The following is a 22,439-nucleotide window of genomic DNA, read 5'->3' on the forward strand; positions in this document are numbered from 1 at the left end:
GTGGGATTATATCTAAAAAAGATTAAAATTTAGTTTCTATTAGGAGAGGCTTTGGCTTCTATACTATCTGGATAACCGACTTTTAAAGCCTTATAAAATCTATTTGCACTTTGCGTATCACCTATCTTATCAAAGCTTATAGCTGTGTGATATAGAAGTTTTGGTGTATAGTCAGCCTTATCTTCGTTCTGTATGCTTTTTTTGTAGTATTGTATAGCTGTACTGTATGATTTTTGACTGTAAGCAACTTCACCTAAATAATAATTTGTTGCACCAGTTTTATAGCCTTTTTTATTTAAATATTCAAAATATTCAGCTGCTTCTGTGCTATTGCCAGAATTTAGAAGTTTAATGCCATCAGCCAAAATATCTTTATCGCTTTTTCCACTAAAATTTGAAGTTGGCTTACTTTGTTGTTTTGGATTTGCATTTTGCTTTGGTTGAGCAGCATTTTTATCCATTATCGCACCTAATTTATTTAAGGCAGCAGTAATGTTTTTATAGTTTTTATCTTGTATTTCTCTAGTCTCATCAACATAAGCTTTTAATGATGTCAAACTTACACCAGAATCGCTTATACCGCCATTGACTTTGGTTTCGATATCGTTCATTCTTTGCTCAAGCTTGTTCATCCTGGCACTCATGCTCTCAAACAAGCTTTGCAAACCTTGAAGTTGTTCTAAAACACTATTCATATTCTCTTCAATATTTTGAACACTTCGCTTATTATTTAGGGTAACTTTTTCATTGTCGGTTAGACCATATGGATTCGCACTATCCATATTGCCTGCATCAAAAGCTGAAATCTCTTGGCCGGAGGTAATAGAGATAGTGGCTCCAATCAGAGCCACTACAATTATTTTTTTATTCATTATTATTTAATTACAAATTACGGAAGTACTTTGAAATCTGCACGTCTATTTTGAGCATCGCAAGCTTTTGTTTTGTCTGTACAAACTGGATTACTTTCGCCGAAGCTAACTACAGCGATTCTATCAGCACTAACGCCATTTCTTACAAGAGCATCTTTAGCACTTTTAGCACGTTTTAAACCAAGAGCATAGTTATACTCATCTGTACCCCACTCATCGCAGTTACCTTCTACTTTTATAGAAAGAGCTTGAGCGTCAGCTTGGTTGAATACTGATGCATTTGAGCTAACAACACCTTGTTGATCAGCTTTGATATTAAATTTATCAAAGTCAAAGTATACACTTTTAACTTGACTCTCGATGTTAGCAATAAGAGCTGCTAATCTATCAGCATCGCTCATGCTACCTGAATTGTCTGCAGATTGATTTGAATTTGAATTCATATCAACTTCAGGGTTTTTTGAGCTACAACCGCTCAACAATAAAGTTGCAACTGCAACACTTGCTAGAACTACTTTTTTCATTCCTTATCCTTTTTTAGAAATTTGGTCGAATTATATCACAAAAATCTTAAATTTTATCAGAATATTACCAATCTATAGATTGAATTTTTCCTACTTTTAAAGGAAACTGAAAACTTCTGTTTTCATTTAGCCTAACAACACCTAGTGAACTTTGACCGCCAAGCTCTTTTATAAAGACAACGCTTTGCCCATCGCTTGAGAATCTTGGATAGTTATTTTTGCCATTTGCTGTAAGCTGTCGTATAAAATCCGTTTGAGTTGAAATTAGATATATATTAAAACTACCGCTTGCTTCCCTGCTTGAATAAACAACATAATTTTCAAATGTGCTTACAGAGTTATTATTCTTACCATGAAATACCATTTGTTCAACGCTTCCGCCAGAAATCGCAGGAGTTGCAAAAACATTAGGATAACCAAGCCTATCTGATACAAAAACTATCTTACTATCATTATCTACAAAATTTCCATTTACATCTATGCCTGGATAATTAGTAATCTGCGTCAAATTTTTGCTATTTGTATTATAGATAAATATATCTGGTTGATCTTTTGGTGCCATAGTTAATAAAATTTTACTTCCATCTTTACTAACATCTGAGGCTATAAGCATGCCAATGCTATCAATTATCTTTGTTTTTGTACCAGAATTTAGATCATATCTAAATAAAGTTGGCTTATTGCTTACATAAGATGTATAGTAAAATTTACTTTGATCAGCTCCAGCCCATTTAGGGAAAATATTTAGTCCACCACTTACTATGGTCTTTTGATATGTAAGTGTATAATCAGCAACTATGATAGAACTTTGGCGAGCTGAAGTATATTTTGAAAGAATAATAAATTTTTCCATCCAGCCAACTGGTGGTAAATTTAGTTCATTAGTAAGCTCAACTATACTTTTATGCGCTAAAAACGGATACTTTGCACCATCAGGCATATTATAGACTCTCTCATACCTTGTAGTTGCTGTTTTAGCATCGATGAGTTTTACTCTTAAAGTAAGAGGTGAGCCCATAGAACCTTCAAGAGCATATCTAAAGATAAGCTCAACACCTTTGTCGCTCATTGTATTTGTAGCTGCTGTTCCCTCATAGGTTGAAGGCACGTGATCTTCGATAACCTCAAAGTCAGAGCTAACTTTCAAGTCACCTAGCATGATCTTAAAGAATTTATCTTTAAAGCCCGCATCACTAACAACTGTAGTTGCATCTTGCAAAGCTATCTTTGGCAAAGCAACACCTTGGTTAATAACAGATATGGTCGCGTCAGCAGCATAAAGCCCTAGAGCAACACACAAAAAAAGAAAAATTTTCTTCATCTCTACTCCGTAAATTTATAAATTTTAGTTTATTTTATCTTCTAAATTTAAATTAAAAGTAGTACTTTTGTCTGGATTAAATGGAAATTTCTCTGCAGTAAGCTTTTCCAGACACTCTTTTACCTTTGCATTAAACTCTTCATTGTATGATAGCTCTAAAATTTCATAGTTGAAATTTCCACTTTGATCTATCATAACTTTAACTTTAGCCAAATTTGCAGAATCAGCCTTATAGCTTTGCCATCTTCTTTGAATTTGTTTTGTTATCGCACCCATTAGTGGATCGTAAGTACCGGTAGATTGTGATTTCGGAGCGGTTGGATTTTGATCTATCTTTAGGCTTTTTATAATATCACTAGCCTCTTTTGCAGCCTTTGAGCTAGAAGCCTCGCTCTTTTTACGGCTTTGCACTTTATTTTCAACCTTTTTTATACCATCATCTTTTTTGAGTTTTGTAGGGTCTATGTCACTAAAGAGATCTTTTATATTTGGCTCTTTGGGTTTTGGCTTTTCAACTGGCTTTGGTGTAGGCTTAGGCTCAGGTTTTGGCTCTGGTTTAACATCTTCTTTAGACTCTTCACTTGGTTTTAAAATTTCTGGTTTTGGTTCTGGTTTTTTAGGCTCAGGTTTTGGTTCCTCTTTTGGAGGAGTTGGTAAGCTTGGGGTAGGTAATGGTTCATCTGGTACAACAGGCTTATTTGTAGTCTCTTGTTTATCTTCTTCTGACTCCTTTTTTGGTTCAGGCTTTGTCTCTTTAACTACTTCATCTGCTTGTTTTGGAGCTTTAATGGTTTGATCAACCTCCCTATCAACCATAACCACATCCATAATAGCATCTTTATCATCGGTATATTTTTTAGGAGGCTCTACAAAAAATGTAAGCTTTATAAATAAAATAAGTATAATAGTAACGTAAATACAAAACGCTACAAGAAACGAACTAAGCGTTGGAAATTTAACTTTATTTGACATCTTAACCGTTTGTCTCTAAAGCTACTTTATTAAAACCAGCACCTTTCAAAGTCTTTAATACAAACATAACATCATCGTATTTTAAATTTTTGTCAGCTTTTATATAGATAGGCGAGGTTTTATCGTATTTTGTACTCATTAATGCAATATTATCAGGAAACTCAGCAAGGCTCATAGTACTCTGATCAATTCTAACTTGTCCTTGCGAATTTATAGATACTATAAGGTCTTTTTGCTTAGATGTTGAAGTTTTCGCCTTTGAACCATCTGGAAGAGTAATATCCTCTTGATATGTTATAGTTGGCATAGTAACCATTAAAATGGCTAGTAAAACAAGCATAATATCAACAAGAGGAGTTATATTTAGCTCTGGTGTCTCATCGGTAAATTTAACGGCCATTTATAGTATCTCATCATCTTTTTTAAGTGCTATCATAACATCAGCCTGACGCTCAATAACACTCATTAATTCATAAGCTTTTCTTTTTATGAGTAAATTAAATGTATATGCTGGGATGGCAACAAAAATTCCGCAACCAGTTGCAACAAGTGCCTCTGAAATAGCTGGAGCGATAATACCAAGTGATGAACCTCCACCATTTCCAAGCTGTGAAAATGTCTCTAAAATAGAAACAACGGTTCCAAAAAGACCGATAAAAGGCGAAGTAGATGCTATTACACTTAGCCACGTTAGTCCACTTGTAGCATTTTTCTCGGCTATGCTTATACATACATTTAGCTTTTCTCTTGAGATTCTTCCATTTGCACATTTTCTCAAAGACGAATCATTTGGAATATTTTTAGCACCCATAAGCAGTGCTTCAAGTGCATTTTGCTCACGTTTTTGCCAAGCTCCAATACCAGCCATTCTTGAAAAAAGAATTGTGAAACTAACTATAAAATATATTGACAGCCAAGTTAAAACAATAATTGTAATAAAACTACTTCTTTGAATGTAATTTAAAAATAAATCTATACCGCCCACTTATCTAGTTCTCACTACATTTTCCATTTTAGATATAGTTGCTGCAAAAGCATTTGTGTCACTGCTCATACTCTCTATCAAATTTCTAGCAGCTTCCAATGAATTTGCAAGTTCACTTTCACTATCGCCAGAGACGTAAATCGCGCCGTCAGCAAGTATTACTACCTTACCTTCGTCAATCTTTGCATAGCCCCAGTTAATCGCAACAACATCATGTTTTTTATTTTTATGTTCTATATCTATAATACCTGCTTTTAAAAGAGATATTAATGAGGCATGGTTTGGTAAAACACCAAACTCACCCTCGCTACCTGGAAGCACTACACTACTCACGTCATCATTAAATATCTGACCTTGAGGAGTTACGATCTCTAAATGTAATTTATCCATTACGCTTCCTTTTTAAATTTAAGCCTTAAGTTTCTCAGCTTTAGCTAAAGCCTCATCTATATTTCCAACCATATAAAATGCTGCTTCTGGTAAATGATCATATTTACCCTCTAAAATTCCCTTAAAGCCAGCTATATTTTCGTCAAGACTTACATATTTGCCAGGGCTACCTGTAAATACTTCAGCAACGAAGAAAGGCTGAGATAAAAATCTCTCTATCTTTCTTGCTCTATCAACTGTTAGCTTATCTTCTTCGCTAAGCTCGTCCATACCAAGGATAGCGATGATATCTTGAAGATCTTTATATTTTTGAAGCACAGCTTGAACGCCACGAGCTACCTTATAGTGATCTGCTCCTAAAATTTGAGGATCGAGCATTCTTGAAGTAGAATCAAGCGGATCAACAGCTGGATAGATACCTTTCTCTGCGATCGATCTGTTAAGAACTGTCGTAGCATCAAGGTGAGCAAAAACAGTAGCAGGAGCTGGATCCGTAAGGTCGTCAGCTGGAACGTAAACAGCTTGAACAGATGTAATCGAACCTTTTTTAGTTGATGTGATTCTCTCTTGGAATTTACCCATCTCACTTGCAAGAGTTGGTTGATAACCAACAGCTGATGGGATACGTCCAAGTAGAGCTGACATCTCTGCACCTGATTGAGAGAAACGGAATATGTTATCGATAAACATCAAAACGTCAAGTCCCATCTCATCACGGAAGTACTCAGCCATTGTAAGACCAGTTAGTGCGATACGGTTTCTTGCTCCTGGTGGCTCATTCATTTGACCATAGCACAAGGCAACTTTATCCAAAACATTACTTTCTTTCATTTCATGATAAAGGTCGTTTCCTTCACGAGTTCTCTCTCCAACACCAGCAAATACAGAATAACCGCTGTGTTTAAACGCAACGTTGTGGATAAGCTCCATAATAATAACCGTTTTACCAACACCAGCACCACCAAATAGGCCTACTTTACCACCCTTTGCGTAAGGAGCTAGAAGGTCAACTACTTTGATACCAGTTTCAAAAATTTCACTTTTCGTACTTTGCTCTTCAAATGGAGGAGGATCGCGGTGGATAGACCAATGCTTATCAAAATTTATACCCTCGCCCTCGTCGATCAAATCACCAACTACGTTAAAAATTCTACCTAGAACTTTTTCACCAACTGGCACACTAATAGGTGCACCAAGTGCTTTAGCCTCTAAGCCACGAGTCAAGCCCTCACTCATATCCATAGCGATCGTTCTGACTCTATTATCGCCTAGGTGAGCAGCAACTTCTAATATTAGTTTATGTTTCTTGCCCTCAACCTCAAAGAAAACTTCGATAGCTTCATTGATCTTTGGCAAGTAGTCATTAAAGTCAACATCGACCACAGGGCCCATAACTTGACTAATAACACCCTTCATTCATACTCCTTTTATTTCATTGATTCAACACCACTGATGATCTCAATAAGCTCAGTGGTAATAGACTCTTGTCTTGCTTTATTGTAAGCAAGATTTAACTGTTTAACGCGTTGTTTAGCATTGTTTGTTGCATTATCCATAGCTTGCATTCTAGCACTGTGCTCAGCCGCCAAAGAGTCAACTAAAGCATAATACATACTATACTCAAAATATTTATTGAGCAATTCATCCATGATCTTAGTATAATTGTCTTCTGGCTCAAATTCCATCAAAGAATTTGTCTCAACAGCAACTATCTTAGACGGCTCAATAGGCACAATATCATTTACCCTAATCTCTTGAGAAATCATATTTTTATAGCCATTGTGTATTAGCACGACTTTATCAGTTATGCCATTTGTAAAGTCATCAATGGCGTCTTTTATGATATTTTGAGCTTTTTCATATGTAGGAGAAGAGCTAGCTCCGACATAAGTCTCAAGTAGTTCAACGCCTTGGAAATTGAAAAATTCTATACCTTTTTTACCAACAGCTCTTAGTCTGACTTTGACCTTTTTTGCTTTTAGCTCATCAATCATGCGCCTAACTGTCTTTATAGTTTGGACATTAAAGCCACCGCAAAGCCCTTTATCAGCGGTAACAAATATAATATCAACCTTTTCTACACTCTTTGTTGTGTTAAAAAATTTACTCTCAGTCATAACTGAAGCATATTGATTGATCTTATAAGCTATCTCTGATAAAACCTCATTGATCTTAAGAGCGTAAACTCTAGAGTAGCGAGCAGCCTCTTCAGCTTTGCGAAGCTTTGCTGTAGAAACAAGCTTCATCGCACGTGTCGTCTTTTGAGTATTCTGGACGCTCTTAATCTTTCGTTTTATATCTTTTAAATTTGACATATCTTAGCCCTAGTTAGCAGCAAAAGTCGCTTTAAAATCTTTCAACGCTTTATGTAAAATTTCTTCTACTTCTTTATCAAGAACCTTTTTAGTTCTGATTTGCTCAAAAATTTCAGGGTATTTTGCCTCAATATATGGATATAGCTCAGCCTCAAATTTTGTTACATTTGCAGTTGCAACATCATCTAAATAACCCTTAGCACCAGCAAATATGATAACTACTTGATTCTCAACTGGAAGTGGAGAATATGGAGGTTGTTTTAGTACTTCAACCATCTTTTGACCACGCTCTAGTTGTTTTCTCGAACTCTCGTCAAGGTCGCTTGCAAATTGAGCAAACGCTTGTAGTTCGCGGTATTGAGCAAGGTCTAGTCTTAGTGTACCAGAAACTTGTTTAATAGCTTTTATTTGAGCCGCACCACCAACACGAGATACAGAAAGACCAACGTTGATCGCTGGACGGATACCTGAGTTAAATAGGTCACTCTCAAGGAAAATTTGACCATCTGTAATAGAAATAACATTTGTTGGGATATAAGCTGAAACGTCGCCCGCTTGAGTCTCGATAATAGGTAGAGCCGTTAAAGATCCCGCACCTAGTGCATCATTTAGCTTACTTGCTCTTTCTAGAAGTCTTGAGTGAAGATAGAAAACATCACCTGGATAAGCTTCACGGCCTGGTGGTCTTCTTAAGATCAAAGACATCTCGCGATAAGCAACCGCGTGTTTTGACAAGTCATCATAGATGATTAATGCGTGGCGAGAGTTATCTCTAAAATATTCACCCATTGTTACGCCAGCATATGGAGCAAGGTATTGAAGCGCGGCTGCGTCACTAGCACCAGCATTTACAACTATCGTATAGTCCATAGCGCCGTATTCTTCAAGTTTTTTAACGACTTGAGCAACGGTTGATTGTTTTTGGCCGATAGCTACATAGATACAAATAACATCTTGACCTTTTTGGTTTATGATAGTATCGATAGCAACTGTTGTTTTACCAGTTTGGCGGTCGCCAATGATTAGCTCTCTTTGACCTCTACCGATTGGCACAAGTGCGTCAATCGCTTTGATACCTGTTTGAAGTGGCTCATGAACGCTCTTTCTAGCCATAATACCTTTTGCTTTTTCTTCGACGAAGCGAGATTCGGTAGCTTCAATTGGGCCTTTTGCGTCGATTGGCTCACCTAGTGAATTTACAACACGGCCGATCAATGCGTCGCCAACTGGCACACGTAGAAGTTTTTTTAGTCTTTTTACAGAGCTTCCTTCTGTGATACCACTAGTTTTTCCAAGGATAACTATACCAACACTGCTCTCTTCAAGGTTAAGAGCCATACCCTTTTCGCCGCTTTCAAATTCAACCATCTCACCAGCCATAACGTTTTTCAAACCATAAACGTTAGCAACGCCATCAGCGACTGAGATGACTTTACCGGTCTCTTCCACATCAACACTTAAATCAAAATTTTCAATACGCTCTTTGATTATCGTGCTAATTTCGTCAGCTTTAATTTTTGCACTCACGCTTTCACTCCTTTTTAAATTGCTTTTAATATATATTCACTCATTTGACTTTTTAGTCTGTCGATAGAGAAATTTACCTCGACACCTAAATCATCTAACTCAACTTTTACACCGTTGTAATCGCTCTTTGAGCCATCAAGCTTAATCTTAGAGTTAAATTTCTTAGAGAAATTCTCTTCCAAAGCTTTTAGCTGCTCAGCGCTTAGATCAAAATTTCCAACAACCTCGCCGCGATATGTATTTTCAAGCAAAGATTGCTCTATCTTCATCTCATCTAGTATCGCAGGTATAAGCTCTAGCCTTTTGTTTGCACCAAGAAGCTTTATAAAATTTGCAAATTTAATATCTTGATTTTTAACCAAAGATAGTACAAATTCAACCTTTTGTGAAGCCTTTAGTGTCGGCAAACTTATAATGCTTTTAAATTTATCGCTAGCAAAAGCAGCAGCTAGCTCTGATAAATTTTCAACAAATGCATTAAGTTCATTGGACTTTACGTCGCTTAAGATCGCTTTTACGTATTTTTTAGCTACTACTTCATTCATTAGCTAACCTTTTTAAGTATGATATTTACAAGCTCTTTTTGATCGACTTTTAGGCTATCGCTTGAGAAAATGTCGCTCAAAATTTCATTTACAACGCCTTTTATCATCTTGCGCTCTTCAAATTCTTTTTGCTCTTTATAGCCTTTTTCGATATTTGCGATATCGTTTTGAGCCTCTTTTTTAACTTTAGCAGCTAAATTTACAGCCTCTTTTTTTGCGGTTTCGATTAGAGCATTTGCATTTTGCTTAGCCTCTTCTACACGCTTTAAAACGTCATCTTTTTTAGCTTTTGACTCACGAAGCTTCTCTTGGATACTCTCAAGCTTATTTGCGATCCTATCGATCCTGCTTTGATAAAGAGCTTTTAGTGGCTTAGCAGCAAAATAGACCAAAATAGCAAAGAAAAGTAAGAAGTTTAGCGTTCTCTCGACTATGTCGTAGTTTGTTCCACCATGCTCGCTAGAGTATGCTAGAAATGGAAGTGCTAGAAAAAATAAAATTTTTATCTTCATAAAATTCCTTTAAATTTTAGAGAGCTTGGCATTTAAAGCCGCTCTAAGTTCAGGTAGTTTAGCTGATAGATCTGCCTTTAGGTTATCTTTTTGAGAGCTTAGAGCATTTAAAAATTCATTGTAATCAGCCTCTAAACTAGTTTTTACGGCATTTACTTCTTTTAAAGACTCTTCTTTTGCCAAATTTAAGGCTTCTTGCCTTATTTTATTGGCCTCAGTCCTTGCGTTTAATATAATCTCTTCAATCTCTTTTTCATGAACACTTAGATCACTTGCATTTTTACTAGTACTCTCTTCATCATTTTTTATAGAGGCATTTCTGTCATCTATGAATTTGAGCATTGGCTTATAAAGCAAGGAATTCAAAATAACGATCAATACCAAGAAAACGATAGCCGTTAAAAGCATCAATGGCACATCTATTTCTAACATCCACTCTCCTTATTTTATCATTAAGTTTTATTTAATATTCAAATTAAAGTCTGATTTTACAATAAATTACTAAAAATAAAAATAAATTTGTAATTCTATTTTAGCCTAGCAATAAATTCTTCTACCTGTGAAATATTATTAAATTCTAAAACTAAATTGCTAGATTTTACTTTTGCTTTTATCTTTAAATTTTTAAAAATTTCTTGTAAATTTGATAGTTTTTTACTCATTTCCTCAGAAATTTTTGGCTTTTTGTCTTTTATCTCTTCCTTATTTTTTATCTTTTTTACTAAAATCTCTGTATCTCTAACGCTTAGTTTTTGTCCGATGATCGTATCAACAACCATCCTTTCTTCTTCGCTGTTAAGTCCTACGATGACTTTGGCGTGGCCTTGTGTAAGCTTGTCTTCTTGTAGAAGTTTTTGTGTATAGTCGCTAAGAAGCAAAAGCCTCATCGTATTTGTTATCTGAGTTCTGCTCTTATGGATGATGTTTGCTAGGCCATCTTGTGTGATCTTGTACTCATTTATGAGCTCTTTGTATGACTTTGCGAGTTCGATTGGATTTAAATTTTCACGCTGAATATTTTCAATAAGCGCAAGTTCTCTTAAATTTTGAGACTTGATATCAGCAACAATCGCCTTTATCTTACTTGCTCCAAGCATCTTTGTGGCGCGGTATCTTCGCTCACCGGCTATTAGCATATAGCCATCATCTTTTTTAATGACGATTATTGGCTGGATCAGTCCATGCCTTTTGATGCTAGCACTTAGCTCTTTTAAGGCCTCTTCGTCAAAATGTATTCTTGGCTGATATGGGTTTGGTAAAATTTCATCTATATTTATCTCTTCGACTATTTCAGAGTCGTTTAAATTTGCGATCTCTTTGCTGTAGGCTTGCTCTACATCTTCAAGTATCGCGCTAAGTCCACGCCCTAATCCACCTTTTTTAGCCATTTTTTTCCTTATTTTTTAGTTTAAAATACAATATGCCAAATTTTGATATGCGATAGAGCCTGGTGATTTTATATCATAAAGTATCACTGGCTTACCAAAACTTGGGCTTTCAGCAAGTTTAACATTTCTTGGAACTACCACAAATTCCTCTTTGCCGTCTTTGCTCTTAAATAGCTTATTTTCAAAATGCTGCTTTAAATTAGCAATGGTCTCTTTGGAGAGATTGTTTTGCGAGCTAAACATGGTCGGTAAAAAGCCCTTTATATTTAACTTTGGATTTATCGTTTTTTTGATGATCTTTACAGTGTTTAGGATCTGTGCTAAGCCCTCAAGCGCGTAAAATTCGCACTGAATAGGAATGATCACACTATCGCTTGCACTAAGAGCATTTATCGTTATGCTGCCAAGTGCCGGAGGACTATCGATGATGATAAAATCATAATCGTTTATAACTTCTGAAATTTTGTTTTTAAGGATTAGTTTATAGTCCTTGCTCTGGTCGTTAAATTCTTGCTCGATGCCAACAAGTCCGATGTTTGATGGAGCTAGAAAAAGAGTTGGGATCTCAGTTTTTAGCACTATTTGCGAGAGCTTTTTCCTATCTGTTAAGACGTGATAGATATTAAACTCATAGTCACTTCTACTAAAGCCAAGTCCGGTTGTCGCATTTGCCTGCGGATCGATGTCTATTAATAATACTTTTTTCTCAGCAACTGCCAGTGACGCGGCTAAATTTACGGCTGTTGTGGTCTTGCCAACGCCGCCTTTTTGATTAGCTATTGTTATTATCTCGCTCATCTTAACGAATATACCTTTTCCCCGTTTAATAATATCGCTCCATCCTCGCAAATTTCAGCATCCTGAAGCGAAACAGCTCTATTTGCAATATGCGTAATAAAACTTTTTGACTTGCAAAAGTCTATCCTAAATTTGCTAAAAATTGGCTTCCATAAAATCTTTTTATCAAGCATGCTAACAAAGCCCCAAACTAGCTCATCTACGCTAGTTTTTATGTCTAAAATGCCCGCATTTTCGGGCGCGCTAGCTAAATTTATCCCCATACCACAAATGTAAATTTCATCCACTTTATTTGTCAAAGTGCCGCCTATTTTGCGCTCGTCCACATAAAAGTCATTTGGCCATTTTAGCCAACACTTTGAGCCAAGTTCGCTCAAGACTTCACGCATCAACATAGAAAAATATATCGAGATCGAGGGCGGAGGTATATCGCTTGGCAGCTCATCTTCGCTTATGCAAAATGACATAAATAAATTTCCGCCAAGTCCCTCCCAGCTGTTGCCGCGGCTGCCGATGCCTTTGGTTTGATTATACGTCACAACCATATACGGAGCTTTTATCTCGCCGTTTTTTAGGGCTTCTATCAAAAATTCCTGTGTCGAGGGTAGACTTTGAAAAAACTCTACTTTCAAATCACACCTTAAATTTATAGAAGTGATTTACCGGATTTTGTCCGCCACCGATGATAACCGCGTTTTTGATAGCGTTAAAGATATAATCATGCGCATTTTTTACGCTCTCTTTTAGGCTTTGGCCATTTGCTAAATTTGAAGCTATAGCGCTTGATAGCGAGCAGCCTGAACCGTGAGTAGCAGTCGTTTTTATGCGCTCATCACTAAAAATTTCATATTCACTGCCATCATAAAATATATCAAGCGACTTGCCATTAAGTTCGCCACATTTTAGATAGACGCTTTTTGTACCAAATTTCAAAAGATCCTTACAAGCCTCTTTTAGCTCACTCTCGCCCTTTAGCTCATGCTTTAAAATTTCATGCGCTTCAAAGATATTTGGCGTGATCACGCTCGCAAGTGGAAATATCTCCTCCACGATCGCATCTTTTGCAGCTCCCTCTAGCCAGATGTCGCCATTTTTACAGCTCATTACAGGATCAAGCACGACTGGCGGTAAATTTTTGATCTCTCTTAGCGTTTTTGCGACGCTTTTGATTATCTCAACGCTTGGGACAACGCCTATTTTTATCACATCAACTCTTATATCATCAAATATCGCTCTTATCTGATCCTCGATGAGCTTAGTATCAACTAGTTGCATGCCAAATATACCCTTTGTATTTTGAGCAGTGACCGCCGTAATCGCTCCCATCGCATATACACCGTGTGCTATAAAGACCTTTATATCAGCTAAAACTCCAGCTCCGCCACTTGGATCAACACCTGCTATACTAAGTGCATTTTTCATAACCGCTCCTTTAAATTTATTTTAATTCATCGCCAACGCTAAGGCGCTTACCATTTATATAGGCTTTTGCGTTTGTTGGCTTTTTGCTTGGCTCTTGAAGCTCGTAAATTTTGACCGCTCCACCCTTGCAAGCTACCACAACGTGATCTTTTTCTATGCTTAAAATTTCTCCGCTTTTGCCACTTTTTTCGCTTAGCTCAAGCGATAAAATTTTTAGCCCACTTGCCAGATAAAGCCCTGGCCAAGGTGTGAGCGCGCGAAATTTATTATAAATTTGCCCCGCCTCTTCATCAAAGCTAAAAAGCCCGTCGCTCTTGCTTATCTTTTTGCAGTGCGAGGCCTGCGCGTCGTCTTGTTTTTGTGGCTTTAAATTTTCAAAATTTTTAAGCACTTTTACGATTAGCTCGCCGCCAAGCTCGCCTAGCTCACTAAAAAGCCCGCTTGACATCTTGCTCTCGCAAGGCGTGTAGATGAAGTCTAGCATATCGCCAGTATCAAGGCCAGCATCCATTAGCATAGCTGTGACGCCAGTTTGCTTCTCGCCTGCTAGGATCGCGCTTTGAATGGGGCTTGCGCCTCTATATTTTGGCAAGATCGAGGCGTGTAAATTTATACAAGTCGCCACGTCAAGCACGCTTTGCGGCAAAATTTTGCCATAAGCTGCCACTACGATAAATTTGGGTTCAAATGCCTTTAGCTCGGCAACTACCGCCTCATCTTTTAGCGTATTTGGCATAAGGACTGGCACTCCAGCTAGCTCGTTTTGCGCGTAAATTTTAACCTCGCTTGGGGTTAAAATCTGCTTTCTACCAACTGGTTTATCAGGCTGGGTAAAGACTGCTTTTATGTTAAAGCCAGCCTCTTTTAGATGCCTAAGTATCCTAACAGCATAATCAGGCGTCCCCATAAAAACTACATTCATCACTTTTCCTTTAAATTTCAACGACTTTTATTTTGATCTACGTTTTTACTGCCAGTCAACCAAGAGGCGCATGGATCTTCTTGCCAGTTAATCTTTTGAAATGTCAAATTTCCTAGCTCATTAATGTTAACTTTGCCACTACGATCAAGATCCAGCCTTTTAAATTCCTCACTAGTGCATAGATCTGGTGCTATTTTTAGTCCTGGTGGCACCTTGCAAGCCGTCCATTCATCTAAATTTAGCATGCCGTCACGATCTATGTCATTGTAATCCAAAAACATATACGCCGGATCCGCCGGATCACAGCTATATGCGCTAAAGTAAAATAGCATAATGCAAAAAATTTTCTTCATTTTATGTTCTTAAATTTCTATGTTCAAAGCGCTAAAAAGTCGCAACTCAAAGCTCATTTTTAAGTAGCTCAAGAAGTGCAAATTTAAGCTCGTCGATGTTCTCATTTGTCGCTGATGAGATCGGCAAAATAAAATATGGTTTTGAATGATCAAAGCTGAGTAAATCTTGTTTGTAGATAAATTTACCGTTTTGCTCTGGCTTTAGCTTTAAAAATTTTATAAATTCTTTTATATTTTCATCTAAATTTTCCGCCGCATCGACTCTGGTGATCGCGATAGCATAGTCCCTGCTGGCAAGCACGCTTGAAAATTTAGCAACTTCTTCTTTTAGCACACTAAACTGCTCGCTCATACTTCTATAATTTGCTCCGTCTATCATGAAAAGTAAAATTTTATTTCGCTCGATATGTTTTAGAAATTTAACGCCCAAACCGCGTCCATCGCTCGCCCCCTCGATAATACCAGGAATGTCAGCCATGACAAAGCCACTAAACTCATCGACCTCAACAAGGCCAAGCTTTGGCGTAAGCGTTGTAAATTCGTAGTTTGCGATCTGTGGTTTGGCGTTTGATACTGTTGAAATAAGCGTTGATTTACCAACATTTGGAAAGCCCACCAAACCAACATCAGCAATGAGCTTTAACTCGAGCCTTACTTCAATACTCTCTTCAGGCATACCTTTTTGTGCGTATTCTGGAGCTTGGTTGATAGAGCTTTTAAAGTGAAAATTTCCGAGTCCACCTTTACCGCCCTTTAAAAATAGCGTCTTTTGACCCTCACTAACTATATCACAGAGTAGTTCATTTGTCTGTGCATCATAAACAGCTGTACCAGGAGGGACTATGAGTTCTAAATTTTCGCCCTTTTTGCCAGTCATTCGCTTGCCCATGCCAGCTTCACCATTGCCAGCCTTCATGGCTCTTTTACCCTTATAATTTGCTAAAGTATGGGTATTGTTGTCACAAACAAAATAAACATCTCCGCCATCTCCGCCATCTCCGCCATCAGGACCACCTAAAATGACGTGTTTTTCACGGCGAAAACTCACAGCTCCAGCTCCACCATGCCCCGAACTTAGAGTCAATTTTGCACTATCTATAAACATTTTTTACCTTAAATTTTTATTTGGATTATATCTAACTTTACTGAAATTAAATCGTGATATCTTGTCTAGAATAAAGCAAAGACAATCAGTATAAAGCCTAAAATATAAAGCTATGGTTGATTTAAAATTTCTCTCAAACAGCTATTTGAAAAATTCTAAACACTAAATAAAAATTTTAATTTTTGAATAGTTTTAAGAAAGAAAGGGGCAATTGCCCCTGAGATTATGCAGCTGGATAAACAGATACTTTTTTTCTGTTTTTATCAAGTCTTTCAAATTTTACAAAGCCATCGACTAACGCAAAAATTGTGTGATCTTTGCCAAGACCTACGTTATTTCCAGCGTGAGTTGCTGTTCCTCTTTGGCGGATGATTATATTTCCAGCACGAACGAACTCACCACCAAATTTCTTAACACCTAATCGGCGTCCGATACTATCACGGTTATTTTGGGTTGAACCCTGACCTTTTTTGTGTGCCATATCTTATCTCCTTAAGCTGCGATACTTACGACTTTTACACGTGTAAATTGTCTTCTAAAGCCGCGTTTTAGTTTTGAGTCTTTACGTCTGCGTTTTTTGTAGATAACTACTTTTTTGTCTTTGCCTTCATTAACGACCTCAAGAACAACTTTTGCACCCTTTACAAATGGCGCACCTACCTTTACTTCGCCGTCATTTACAGCCAAAACTTCTGTAATCTCAACGGTTGATTTAGCTTCAGCACTAAAGTGGTCTAGCTTAAGGTACTCGCCCTCGCTAACACGATATTGCTTACCGCCATGCTTAAATATAGCGTATTTTGACATACTCTACCTTTCTAAAATTTGGTAAGACCAAAAAGCACTTTTTTGCAAAAGATTTATGGAGCTTTATTGGTTGTAAGGTGTGAATGTTAGCCAAAAGTTTATAAATTCTACTTTAATGACCCTGATTTTATGATCTCGTCGGCTAAATTTCTTATCATAGAGCTATGATCCAGAAAAAATGTTTTGTCATTTGGTAAATGTGGCTGATATATCAGAGTTTTAGCTACTGGTGCGCTTAAGATCACATTTATCGGTTCTAGCTCAGGCGGTAAAGTAAAATAGGGTTTTGGCTTAGGAATTTTGCCTTGAAAGAGTCTCTCACACTGATCATATCTGCCACTACATCATGGGGGGGGGGTAGCTTACTAAAAGATGAGATCATTCAGTGCCTCAACATCGCCGTCTTCTAGGTACTTTTCAAGTAAAGAGTCATAATATTCGGTTTTTGAAAAAAGCGCATGTATAGGCTCACACAAAAAGTCGTAATCACTTGATTTTCTCTCCTTTAGCTCAGCATAAATTTTTGCATACTCACCTAAATTTTTTACGCTTTTTGGCTCTAAAAACAATATCTTGTTTACCCCTTATTTTTGCTAATTTTAGCCAAAAACGCCTAATTTTCCACGTGCGAAAGGTGGCTTTAGCGGATATTTTAACCGCATTTTGGCTATAATCGCCCCAAATTTAAGCAAGTATGGGATAAAGATGGCAGGCGAAGATCAGGAAAAAACCGAAGAAGCGACCCCCAAAAAGATAGAAGATGCCAAAAAAGACGGCAACGTTCCCAAAAGTCAGGACCTGGCTGGGTTCGTGACCCTTGTCATCGCTATTGGCGTAATACTTGCAATGCTAAATTTTATTAAAGAACAGATCATCTCACTTTATATCTATTACTCAAAATTTATCGGTCAGCCACTTACCTTGCCAACTGTAAAAATGATCGTCGTAAATACCTTTGCAAGGTCGCTTCTTATGATACTTCCGGTTTGTACCTGTGTGGCGATCGCTGGTGTCATCGCAAATGTAATGCAGTTTGGATTTATCTTTACCACAAAACCTATAATGCCAAATTTTGGCAAGATAAACCCGCTAAAAGGGCTAAAAAATTTATTTTCGATGAAAAAAGTGATAGATAGCATTAAAATCGTGCTAAAAGTTAGCATCGTCTTTGGAGTTGGATTTTATTTTTTCTTGCAGTTTATAAAGGAGTTGCCACACACGCTCTTTTTTTCTATGTTTGATCAGCTTGCTTGGCTAAAAGAAAAGCTCATTATCCTAGTTAGCGTTATGCTTTTTATACTTTTCGTGATCGGACTTATCGACCTTCTCATTGTGCGTTTTCAATACTTTAAAGACCTTCGTATGAGCAAGCAAGAGATAAAAGATGAGTATAAGCAAATGGAAGGAGATCCGCAGGTAAAAGGCAGAATTCGTCAAGCACAAATGCGTGCAGCCAAGCGTAGAATGATGCAAAATATCCCACAAGCTGACGTAGTCATCACAAACCCTACTCACTACGCCGTGGCGATAAGATATGATAAAAGTCGCGACGAAGCACCGATAATACTTGCCAAAGGTGTTGATTTTTTAGCGCTACAAATCAAAAAAATAGCCGTTGAAAATGGTGTGCAAATTTATGAAAACCCGCCACTCGCAAGAGAGCTTTATAAAATTTGTGAAGTCGATGATACGATACCAGCACATCTTTTTAGAGCCGTAGCCGAGGTGCTAAGCTTCGTTTATATGAGCAATAAACAAAAATTTAAAGATAAGCTTTGATAAATTCTACTCTTGCTGCTAGAAGTTACTAGCAGCAAGAGAATTTATCTATTATAGATATCCAAAAGCAGTTGCAAAAATATAGCCAAATATACAAGAGGATATAACGCCAATAAGACCCGGAATGATAAAGCTGTGATTGATAACGAATTTACCTATATGTGTCGTACCGCTTCTATCAAACTGAATAGCCGCAAGGTCGCTTGGATATGTTGGTAGGATGTAGTATCCGTAGCAAGCTGGCGCAAAGGCTAGAATGATAGCAGGATTAACATCAATATTTAATGCTAATGGCACAAATGCAACCAAGGCTGCAGCTTGAGAATTTACAAATTTTGAGATAATCAAGAGCATAACCGCATAAGTCCAAGGGTGCTCTTTTACGATGCTTCCTAGCGCCTCTTTCATCATCGGAGTATGCACTGCAAACATAGTCTCAGCCATCCAAGAGATACCAAATACTGCAACAAGAGCGATCATGCCTGATCTAAATATCTCGTTTTTACCGATCTTGCTAGCATCTGTTGGTGTAAAGATTAAAATGATAGCGCCAGTTAAAAGCATGAAAATTTGGATGACATGAACCATGCTTAAGCTCTTTGAAGATGCTTGTTTGTTACTTATATTGATGTAAGCACCTTGAAATTCTTCTTTTGCGCCTTTTTCATTTATATATGTTACTGCACCATCAGCTGTGCGAGTAAGAGTTTGATTTGCATCTTTGCCGATGATTTTGACCGATTGAGCTTTTTGGTTAGCATTTAGCTTATCGTTTGCTACTTTTAACTCAGCCGCCTCTGTTTGGATGCTAGCATCTTTTATTTTTAAGGTTTTTAAGACTTTTTGCTCAGTTGGGAGGTTAGCTATTACTTGAACGACCGTTGCGTCTTTGTAAGTAGTCCAGCTTGGACGAAGATCTTTAAAATATCCAAGAAGCGCAACTACAAGGATAGAGCCTAAAAATATCCACATCGCAGCCCATTGATAGCCAGGAAGCTTTTTGCCTAAAAGTGTCGCACTATCGCCATAAACATATTTTTTAAACTCAGGATCTTGAAGCTTTGCTTGAAATACTTCGTCTTTATCAAGATCTTTGCCTCTAAACCAGCTAAAAATTCCTACCACCAAAACGCCACAAAATGTTGATGGAATTGTAATCTTTAAAAGATCTAAATACCCATCAAAGCCAGCTAGGTGAGTTTTAGCATTAATAAGAAAGCTTGTAAGAGTTACAACAGCAACTGAAACTGGGCTAGCGATGATACCCATTTGTGAAGCTATCGAGCTTGCTGCCATTGGTCGCTCTGGGCGGATACCATTTTTGATAGCAATATCATAAACGATAGGAAGCACGGTATAAACAACGTGTCCAGTGCCGCATAAAATAGTAAGCGTACATGTTACAAAAGGAGCCAAGATACTTACATATTTTGGATTTTTTCTAAGTATAGTTTCTGCTATTTGAAGCATAACATCAAGGCCACCACTGGCTTGAAGCGTAGCACTTGCCACAACAACAGCAAGGATAGTTAGCATAACATCAATAGCTGGCTTACCAGGCTCGATGTTAAATCCAAAAACAAGAACTATAAGACCGATACCGCCTAGCATACCAAGTGCGATACCGCCTTTTTTAGCTCCGTAGAACAAACAGATAAGGACGATGAGAAGCTGTATAGCAAACTGCATGCCTTCACTTAAATTCATGAGAAAATCCATGAAACCTCCTAAGTTAATATAAATTTAATCAAGATTATATCTCTTATGGATTTAGATTAAACTTATATTTTAAGGATAATTTGATACAAATATAACATTTTGATTAATAAGGCTTATTTAGGATAAAATTTATAAGATTATCTCTTACAAATTTTTTATTTGATCTTGAAGATTTTATTTGTCTTAGAATATATAAAATGAAAATAGCATTGTTATATTTTAAATTTATTAATAACAAAAATTTATTTAAATTTTATAAATAACCTAGAAGTCTTGTAAATACGAAATTTAATAGAACCAAGAGAAAAATGATTGATGTTTAAGGAAAGGTTAATGGTGGTTAGAGGCAGAATCGAACTGCCGACACGCAGATTTTCAGTCTGCTGCTCTACCGACTGAGCTATCCAACCACCCGTTAAAGAAAGTCAGATTATACATGTTTAATATTTAAAGCAAGTTTAAAATACATGCTTTTTAAATAAAATAAGTTATGTTTTTCTATTTTGATTTAAAATATAAAAAGAAATTCTAATAAATTACGAGCTTAAATAAGCTTGTAATTTATTTTAGTGTATACGAAATAGGGAAACGAAGGTAACGATCTTGCTTAGGCTTTGGAAACTCAGAACTTGCTCTTTGAATATTTTCTAAAGCACCATTATCAAGCGACTCAAAACCAGAGCTTTTACTAACTTTAAGTTCATCTATACTACCGTCTTGCTTAAGTAAAAACCTAACTTCTACAACGCCTTGATGCTTCATACGCCTAGCGTTATTTGGGTAACTTTTATGCCTCTTAACTGCGATTATAACTTTCGTAAAATCTTCATCGCCTTGTGAATTTGATAAATTTAGCTCAGGTGTTATATTTTGAACTGGAGCTGCAGCGATAGACTTGTTATTGGCTGGCAAATTTGTATTTACACTGGCTGGCGGTACAATAGGCTGCACTGGCTGAGCAATTACCGGTTCAGGCTTGGGCTCTATTTTTTTCTCTTTTTTAGGCTCTACCTTTTTTATTTCACGCTTTGGTTTTTCCACCTTTTTAGGTTCAGGTTTTGGTTCTGGCTTTGGCTCAGGTTTTGGTGGCTCTGGTGGTGGCGGTGGAGCTGGTGGAGTTGGCTCTGGGATAAGCATTTGCTCCGCTATTTGAGGTGCTGAGACTTGTGGCACTGGAGTAAATGAATTAAGAGCTATTTTTATCGGTTTTTGCTCTCCTATTTTTATCTCATCAAAATTATGTGAAAGCAAAAAATATACTGCTGCTCCATGCACTATAAGCGAAACAGCTAAGCCGCTGTAATTTGAAATTTTATTCAGAGATTGTTTGGATTGCAAAATTTTCGTGGCCCTTCTCTTTTAATATATCAATTACTTTGACAAAGCTATCAAATTTCGAATTTTTATCGCTTTTTAGTTCGATCAATGTCTTTATATCAACTGCATTTAACTTATCTTTAAGTTCTTTCTCAGAAATTTCTACATCATCTATAAAAAATTTATTATCCTTATCAATTACTACGTTTACCTTTTTATCGTCCTCTTTACTTTGCTCAGCACTGTTTGCACTTGGAAGATCAATAGCTATCTTGCCTTGAGCAATAAAAGTCGAAATGCTAAGCACGATAGCAAGCAAAACAAGCATAATATCAATAAATGGGACAATATTTAACCCATCTTTTTTATTTAGACGCATTTTCAGCCTTGTATCTATTTAGCATTACATCTACTTTTCTGACAAAACCATTGTAAATCATCAAAGTTGGTATCGCCACAAGTAGTCCAAAAGCAGTTGCTTTTAGCGCAAGAGAGAGTCCGACCATTATGCTTTTAGTATCGATTCCGCCTGCTATACCCATATCATAAAATGTGATCATAATTCCAGCAACTGTACCAAGAAGTCCTATATATGGTGCATTTGAGTAGATAATGTAAAGTGTGGTTAAATTTTTGGTTAGTGCCTCTTCAAGCGATTCGATACTTTTGTAGCCTTTTATATCAACGCGTGAATAAAAAATAATACGCTCAATCGTATACCAAAGCACAAAAAAACTCATAATGCCTAAAATCGCAATAATTACATGATCAATGTGATGTTTAATTAGCTCCATAATACCTTCTTAGTAAAAATTTTTGCGTGATTATAGCTATATTGATAACCAATGTCAAATATTTAGTAAAAA

28 protein-coding genes and 1 tRNA gene are annotated in these 22,439 nt (G+C 36.9%); 1 reads left to right on the plus strand and 28 read right to left on the minus strand.

The features are described 5' to 3' along the window. Positions 1 to 29: 29 nt before the first annotated feature. The 23 genes from CVT05_RS05880 to CVT05_RS09520 form a co-directional block, all read right to left on the minus strand. Entirely contained in the window at positions 30 to 872 is an 843-nt protein-coding gene (locus CVT05_RS05880; RefSeq protein WP_107698145.1) for a tetratricopeptide repeat protein, read from the minus strand. Between the two features lie 17 nt (positions 873 to 889). Beyond that, positions 890 to 1,396: an OmpA family protein gene (locus CVT05_RS05885; protein WP_021090913.1), complete on the minus strand. Its 507-nt coding sequence runs from the start codon at positions 1,394 to 1,396 to the stop codon at positions 890 to 892. A gap of 64 nt (positions 1,397 to 1,460) precedes the next feature. Next, positions 1,461 to 2,717, minus strand: a complete 1,257-nt coding sequence (gene tolB, locus CVT05_RS05890; RefSeq protein WP_107698146.1) for a Tol-Pal system protein TolB — start codon at positions 2,715 to 2,717, stop codon at positions 1,461 to 1,463. A 24-nt stretch (positions 2,718 to 2,741) separates the two neighbouring features. After that, a complete protein-coding gene (locus CVT05_RS05895) occupies positions 2,742 to 3,689 on the minus strand; it encodes a TonB C-terminal domain-containing protein (RefSeq protein ID WP_103588937.1) in 948 nt (315 codons plus the stop codon). Between the two features lies 1 nt (position 3,690). Next, positions 3,691 to 4,089, minus strand: a complete 399-nt coding sequence (locus tag CVT05_RS05900; RefSeq protein WP_072593819.1) for a biopolymer transporter ExbD — start codon at positions 4,087 to 4,089, stop codon at positions 3,691 to 3,693. Beyond that, on the minus strand, positions 4,090 to 4,674 hold the full coding sequence (locus tag CVT05_RS05905; RefSeq protein ID WP_051288435.1) for a MotA/TolQ/ExbB proton channel family protein: 585 nt from the start codon (positions 4,672 to 4,674) through the stop codon (positions 4,090 to 4,092). After that, entirely contained in the window at positions 4,675 to 5,064 is a 390-nt protein-coding gene (gene atpC, locus CVT05_RS05910) for an ATP synthase F1 subunit epsilon (RefSeq protein WP_084041261.1), read from the minus strand. A gap of 18 nt (positions 5,065 to 5,082) precedes the next feature. After that, positions 5,083 to 6,480, minus strand: a complete 1,398-nt coding sequence (gene atpD, locus CVT05_RS05915; protein ID WP_002939420.1) for a F0F1 ATP synthase subunit beta — start codon at positions 6,478 to 6,480, stop codon at positions 5,083 to 5,085. 11 nt (positions 6,481 to 6,491) lie between these two features. After that, complete coding sequence (gene atpG, locus CVT05_RS05920; RefSeq protein WP_103588936.1) at positions 6,492 to 7,379, minus strand: ATP synthase F1 subunit gamma; 888 nt, start codon at positions 7,377 to 7,379, stop codon at positions 6,492 to 6,494. A gap of 9 nt (positions 7,380 to 7,388) precedes the next feature. Beyond that, a complete protein-coding gene (gene atpA / locus CVT05_RS05925) occupies positions 7,389 to 8,906 on the minus strand; it encodes a F0F1 ATP synthase subunit alpha (RefSeq protein WP_009294343.1) in 1,518 nt (505 codons plus the stop codon). Positions 8,907 to 8,920: 14 nt separating this feature from the next. After that, positions 8,921 to 9,451, minus strand: coding sequence for a F0F1 ATP synthase subunit delta (locus CVT05_RS05930; RefSeq protein ID WP_087582694.1), 531 nt, complete (start codon positions 9,449 to 9,451; stop codon positions 8,921 to 8,923). Next, the gene (locus CVT05_RS05935) at positions 9,451 to 9,963 is read right to left on the minus strand and encodes a F0F1 ATP synthase subunit B (RefSeq protein WP_107698147.1); all 513 of its coding nucleotides are present in this window, start codon (positions 9,961 to 9,963) and stop codon (positions 9,451 to 9,453) included. Before CVT05_RS05935 ends, CVT05_RS05930 begins: the two co-directional genes overlap by 1 nt. A gap of 9 nt (positions 9,964 to 9,972) precedes the next feature. Continuing rightward, on the minus strand, positions 9,973 to 10,395 hold the full coding sequence (locus CVT05_RS05940; RefSeq protein WP_107698148.1) for a FoF1 ATP synthase subunit B': 423 nt from the start codon (positions 10,393 to 10,395) through the stop codon (positions 9,973 to 9,975). Positions 10,396 to 10,490: 95 nt separating this feature from the next. Then, the gene (locus CVT05_RS05945; protein WP_103649117.1) at positions 10,491 to 11,351 is read right to left on the minus strand and encodes a ParB/RepB/Spo0J family partition protein; all 861 of its coding nucleotides are present in this window, start codon (positions 11,349 to 11,351) and stop codon (positions 10,491 to 10,493) included. 15 nt (positions 11,352 to 11,366) lie between these two features. Beyond that, positions 11,367 to 12,149, minus strand: a complete 783-nt coding sequence (locus tag CVT05_RS05950; RefSeq protein WP_103648162.1) for a ParA family protein — start codon at positions 12,147 to 12,149, stop codon at positions 11,367 to 11,369. Then, positions 12,146 to 12,781, minus strand: coding sequence for a biotin--[acetyl-CoA-carboxylase] ligase (locus CVT05_RS05955; protein ID WP_103649118.1), 636 nt, complete (start codon positions 12,779 to 12,781; stop codon positions 12,146 to 12,148). The genes CVT05_RS05950 and CVT05_RS05955 overlap by 4 nt, the downstream gene beginning before the upstream one ends. Before the next feature lies 1 nt (position 12,782). After that, on the minus strand, positions 12,783 to 13,571 hold the full coding sequence (thiD, locus tag CVT05_RS05960; protein WP_107698149.1) for a bifunctional hydroxymethylpyrimidine kinase/phosphomethylpyrimidine kinase: 789 nt from the start codon (positions 13,569 to 13,571) through the stop codon (positions 12,783 to 12,785). Positions 13,572 to 13,587: 16 nt separating this feature from the next. Continuing rightward, positions 13,588 to 14,493 (minus strand): methionyl-tRNA formyltransferase, encoded by a 906-nt coding sequence (gene fmt / locus CVT05_RS05965; RefSeq protein WP_103649120.1) that lies wholly within the window; start codon positions 14,491 to 14,493, stop codon positions 13,588 to 13,590. A gap of 17 nt (positions 14,494 to 14,510) precedes the next feature. After that, positions 14,511 to 14,846 (minus strand): GDP-mannose dehydrogenase, encoded by a 336-nt coding sequence (locus CVT05_RS05970; protein WP_107698150.1) that lies wholly within the window; start codon positions 14,844 to 14,846, stop codon positions 14,511 to 14,513. Between the two features lie 46 nt (positions 14,847 to 14,892). Further along, complete coding sequence (gene obgE, locus CVT05_RS05975) at positions 14,893 to 15,951, minus strand: GTPase ObgE (RefSeq protein ID WP_107698151.1); 1,059 nt, start codon at positions 15,949 to 15,951, stop codon at positions 14,893 to 14,895. Between the two features lie 223 nt (positions 15,952 to 16,174). Then, positions 16,175 to 16,432, minus strand: coding sequence for a 50S ribosomal protein L27 (gene rpmA, locus CVT05_RS05980; RefSeq protein WP_002942569.1), 258 nt, complete (start codon positions 16,430 to 16,432; stop codon positions 16,175 to 16,177). Positions 16,433 to 16,443: 11 nt separating this feature from the next. Next, positions 16,444 to 16,758: a 50S ribosomal protein L21 gene (gene rplU / locus CVT05_RS05985; RefSeq protein WP_021090648.1), complete on the minus strand. Its 315-nt coding sequence runs from the start codon at positions 16,756 to 16,758 to the stop codon at positions 16,444 to 16,446. A 365-nt stretch (positions 16,759 to 17,123) separates the two neighbouring features. Beyond that, positions 17,124 to 17,327, minus strand: coding sequence for a hypothetical protein (locus CVT05_RS09520; protein WP_234400563.1), 204 nt, complete (start codon positions 17,325 to 17,327; stop codon positions 17,124 to 17,126). 136 nt (positions 17,328 to 17,463) lie between these two features. Here CVT05_RS09520 and flhB point away from each other — a divergent pair, with 136 nt between their 5' ends. Further along, a complete protein-coding gene (gene flhB / locus CVT05_RS05995) occupies positions 17,464 to 18,537 on the plus strand; it encodes a flagellar biosynthesis protein FlhB (protein WP_107698187.1) in 1,074 nt (357 codons plus the stop codon). 51 nt (positions 18,538 to 18,588) lie between these two features. On the opposite strand, the gene CVT05_RS06000 is transcribed toward flhB, so the two are convergent. From CVT05_RS06000 to exbB, 5 genes are all read right to left on the minus strand, one after another. Continuing rightward, on the minus strand, positions 18,589 to 20,256 hold the full coding sequence (locus tag CVT05_RS06000) for an anaerobic C4-dicarboxylate transporter (RefSeq protein WP_054196208.1): 1,668 nt from the start codon (positions 20,254 to 20,256) through the stop codon (positions 18,589 to 18,591). 334 nt (positions 20,257 to 20,590) lie between these two features. Beyond that, positions 20,591 to 20,666, minus strand: a tRNA-Phe gene (locus tag CVT05_RS06005). Positions 20,667 to 20,817: 151 nt separating this feature from the next. Further along, on the minus strand, positions 20,818 to 21,594 hold the full coding sequence (locus tag CVT05_RS06010) for an energy transducer TonB (RefSeq protein ID WP_107695491.1): 777 nt from the start codon (positions 21,592 to 21,594) through the stop codon (positions 20,818 to 20,820). Further along, positions 21,569 to 21,952 (minus strand): TonB system transport protein ExbD, encoded by a 384-nt coding sequence (gene exbD / locus CVT05_RS06015; protein ID WP_107698152.1) that lies wholly within the window; start codon positions 21,950 to 21,952, stop codon positions 21,569 to 21,571. The genes CVT05_RS06010 and exbD overlap by 26 nt, the downstream gene beginning before the upstream one ends. Further along, positions 21,939 to 22,367, minus strand: a complete 429-nt coding sequence (gene exbB, locus CVT05_RS06020; protein ID WP_107698153.1) for a TonB-system energizer ExbB — start codon at positions 22,365 to 22,367, stop codon at positions 21,939 to 21,941. The genes exbD and exbB overlap by 14 nt, the downstream gene beginning before the upstream one ends. Positions 22,368 to 22,439 lie beyond the last annotated feature (72 nt).

Origin of the sequence: Campylobacter concisus (assembly GCF_003049705.1) — a bacterium.
In the GTDB taxonomy this organism is placed as follows: Bacteria; Campylobacterota; Campylobacteria; order Campylobacterales; family Campylobacteraceae; genus Campylobacter_A; species Campylobacter_A concisus_AR.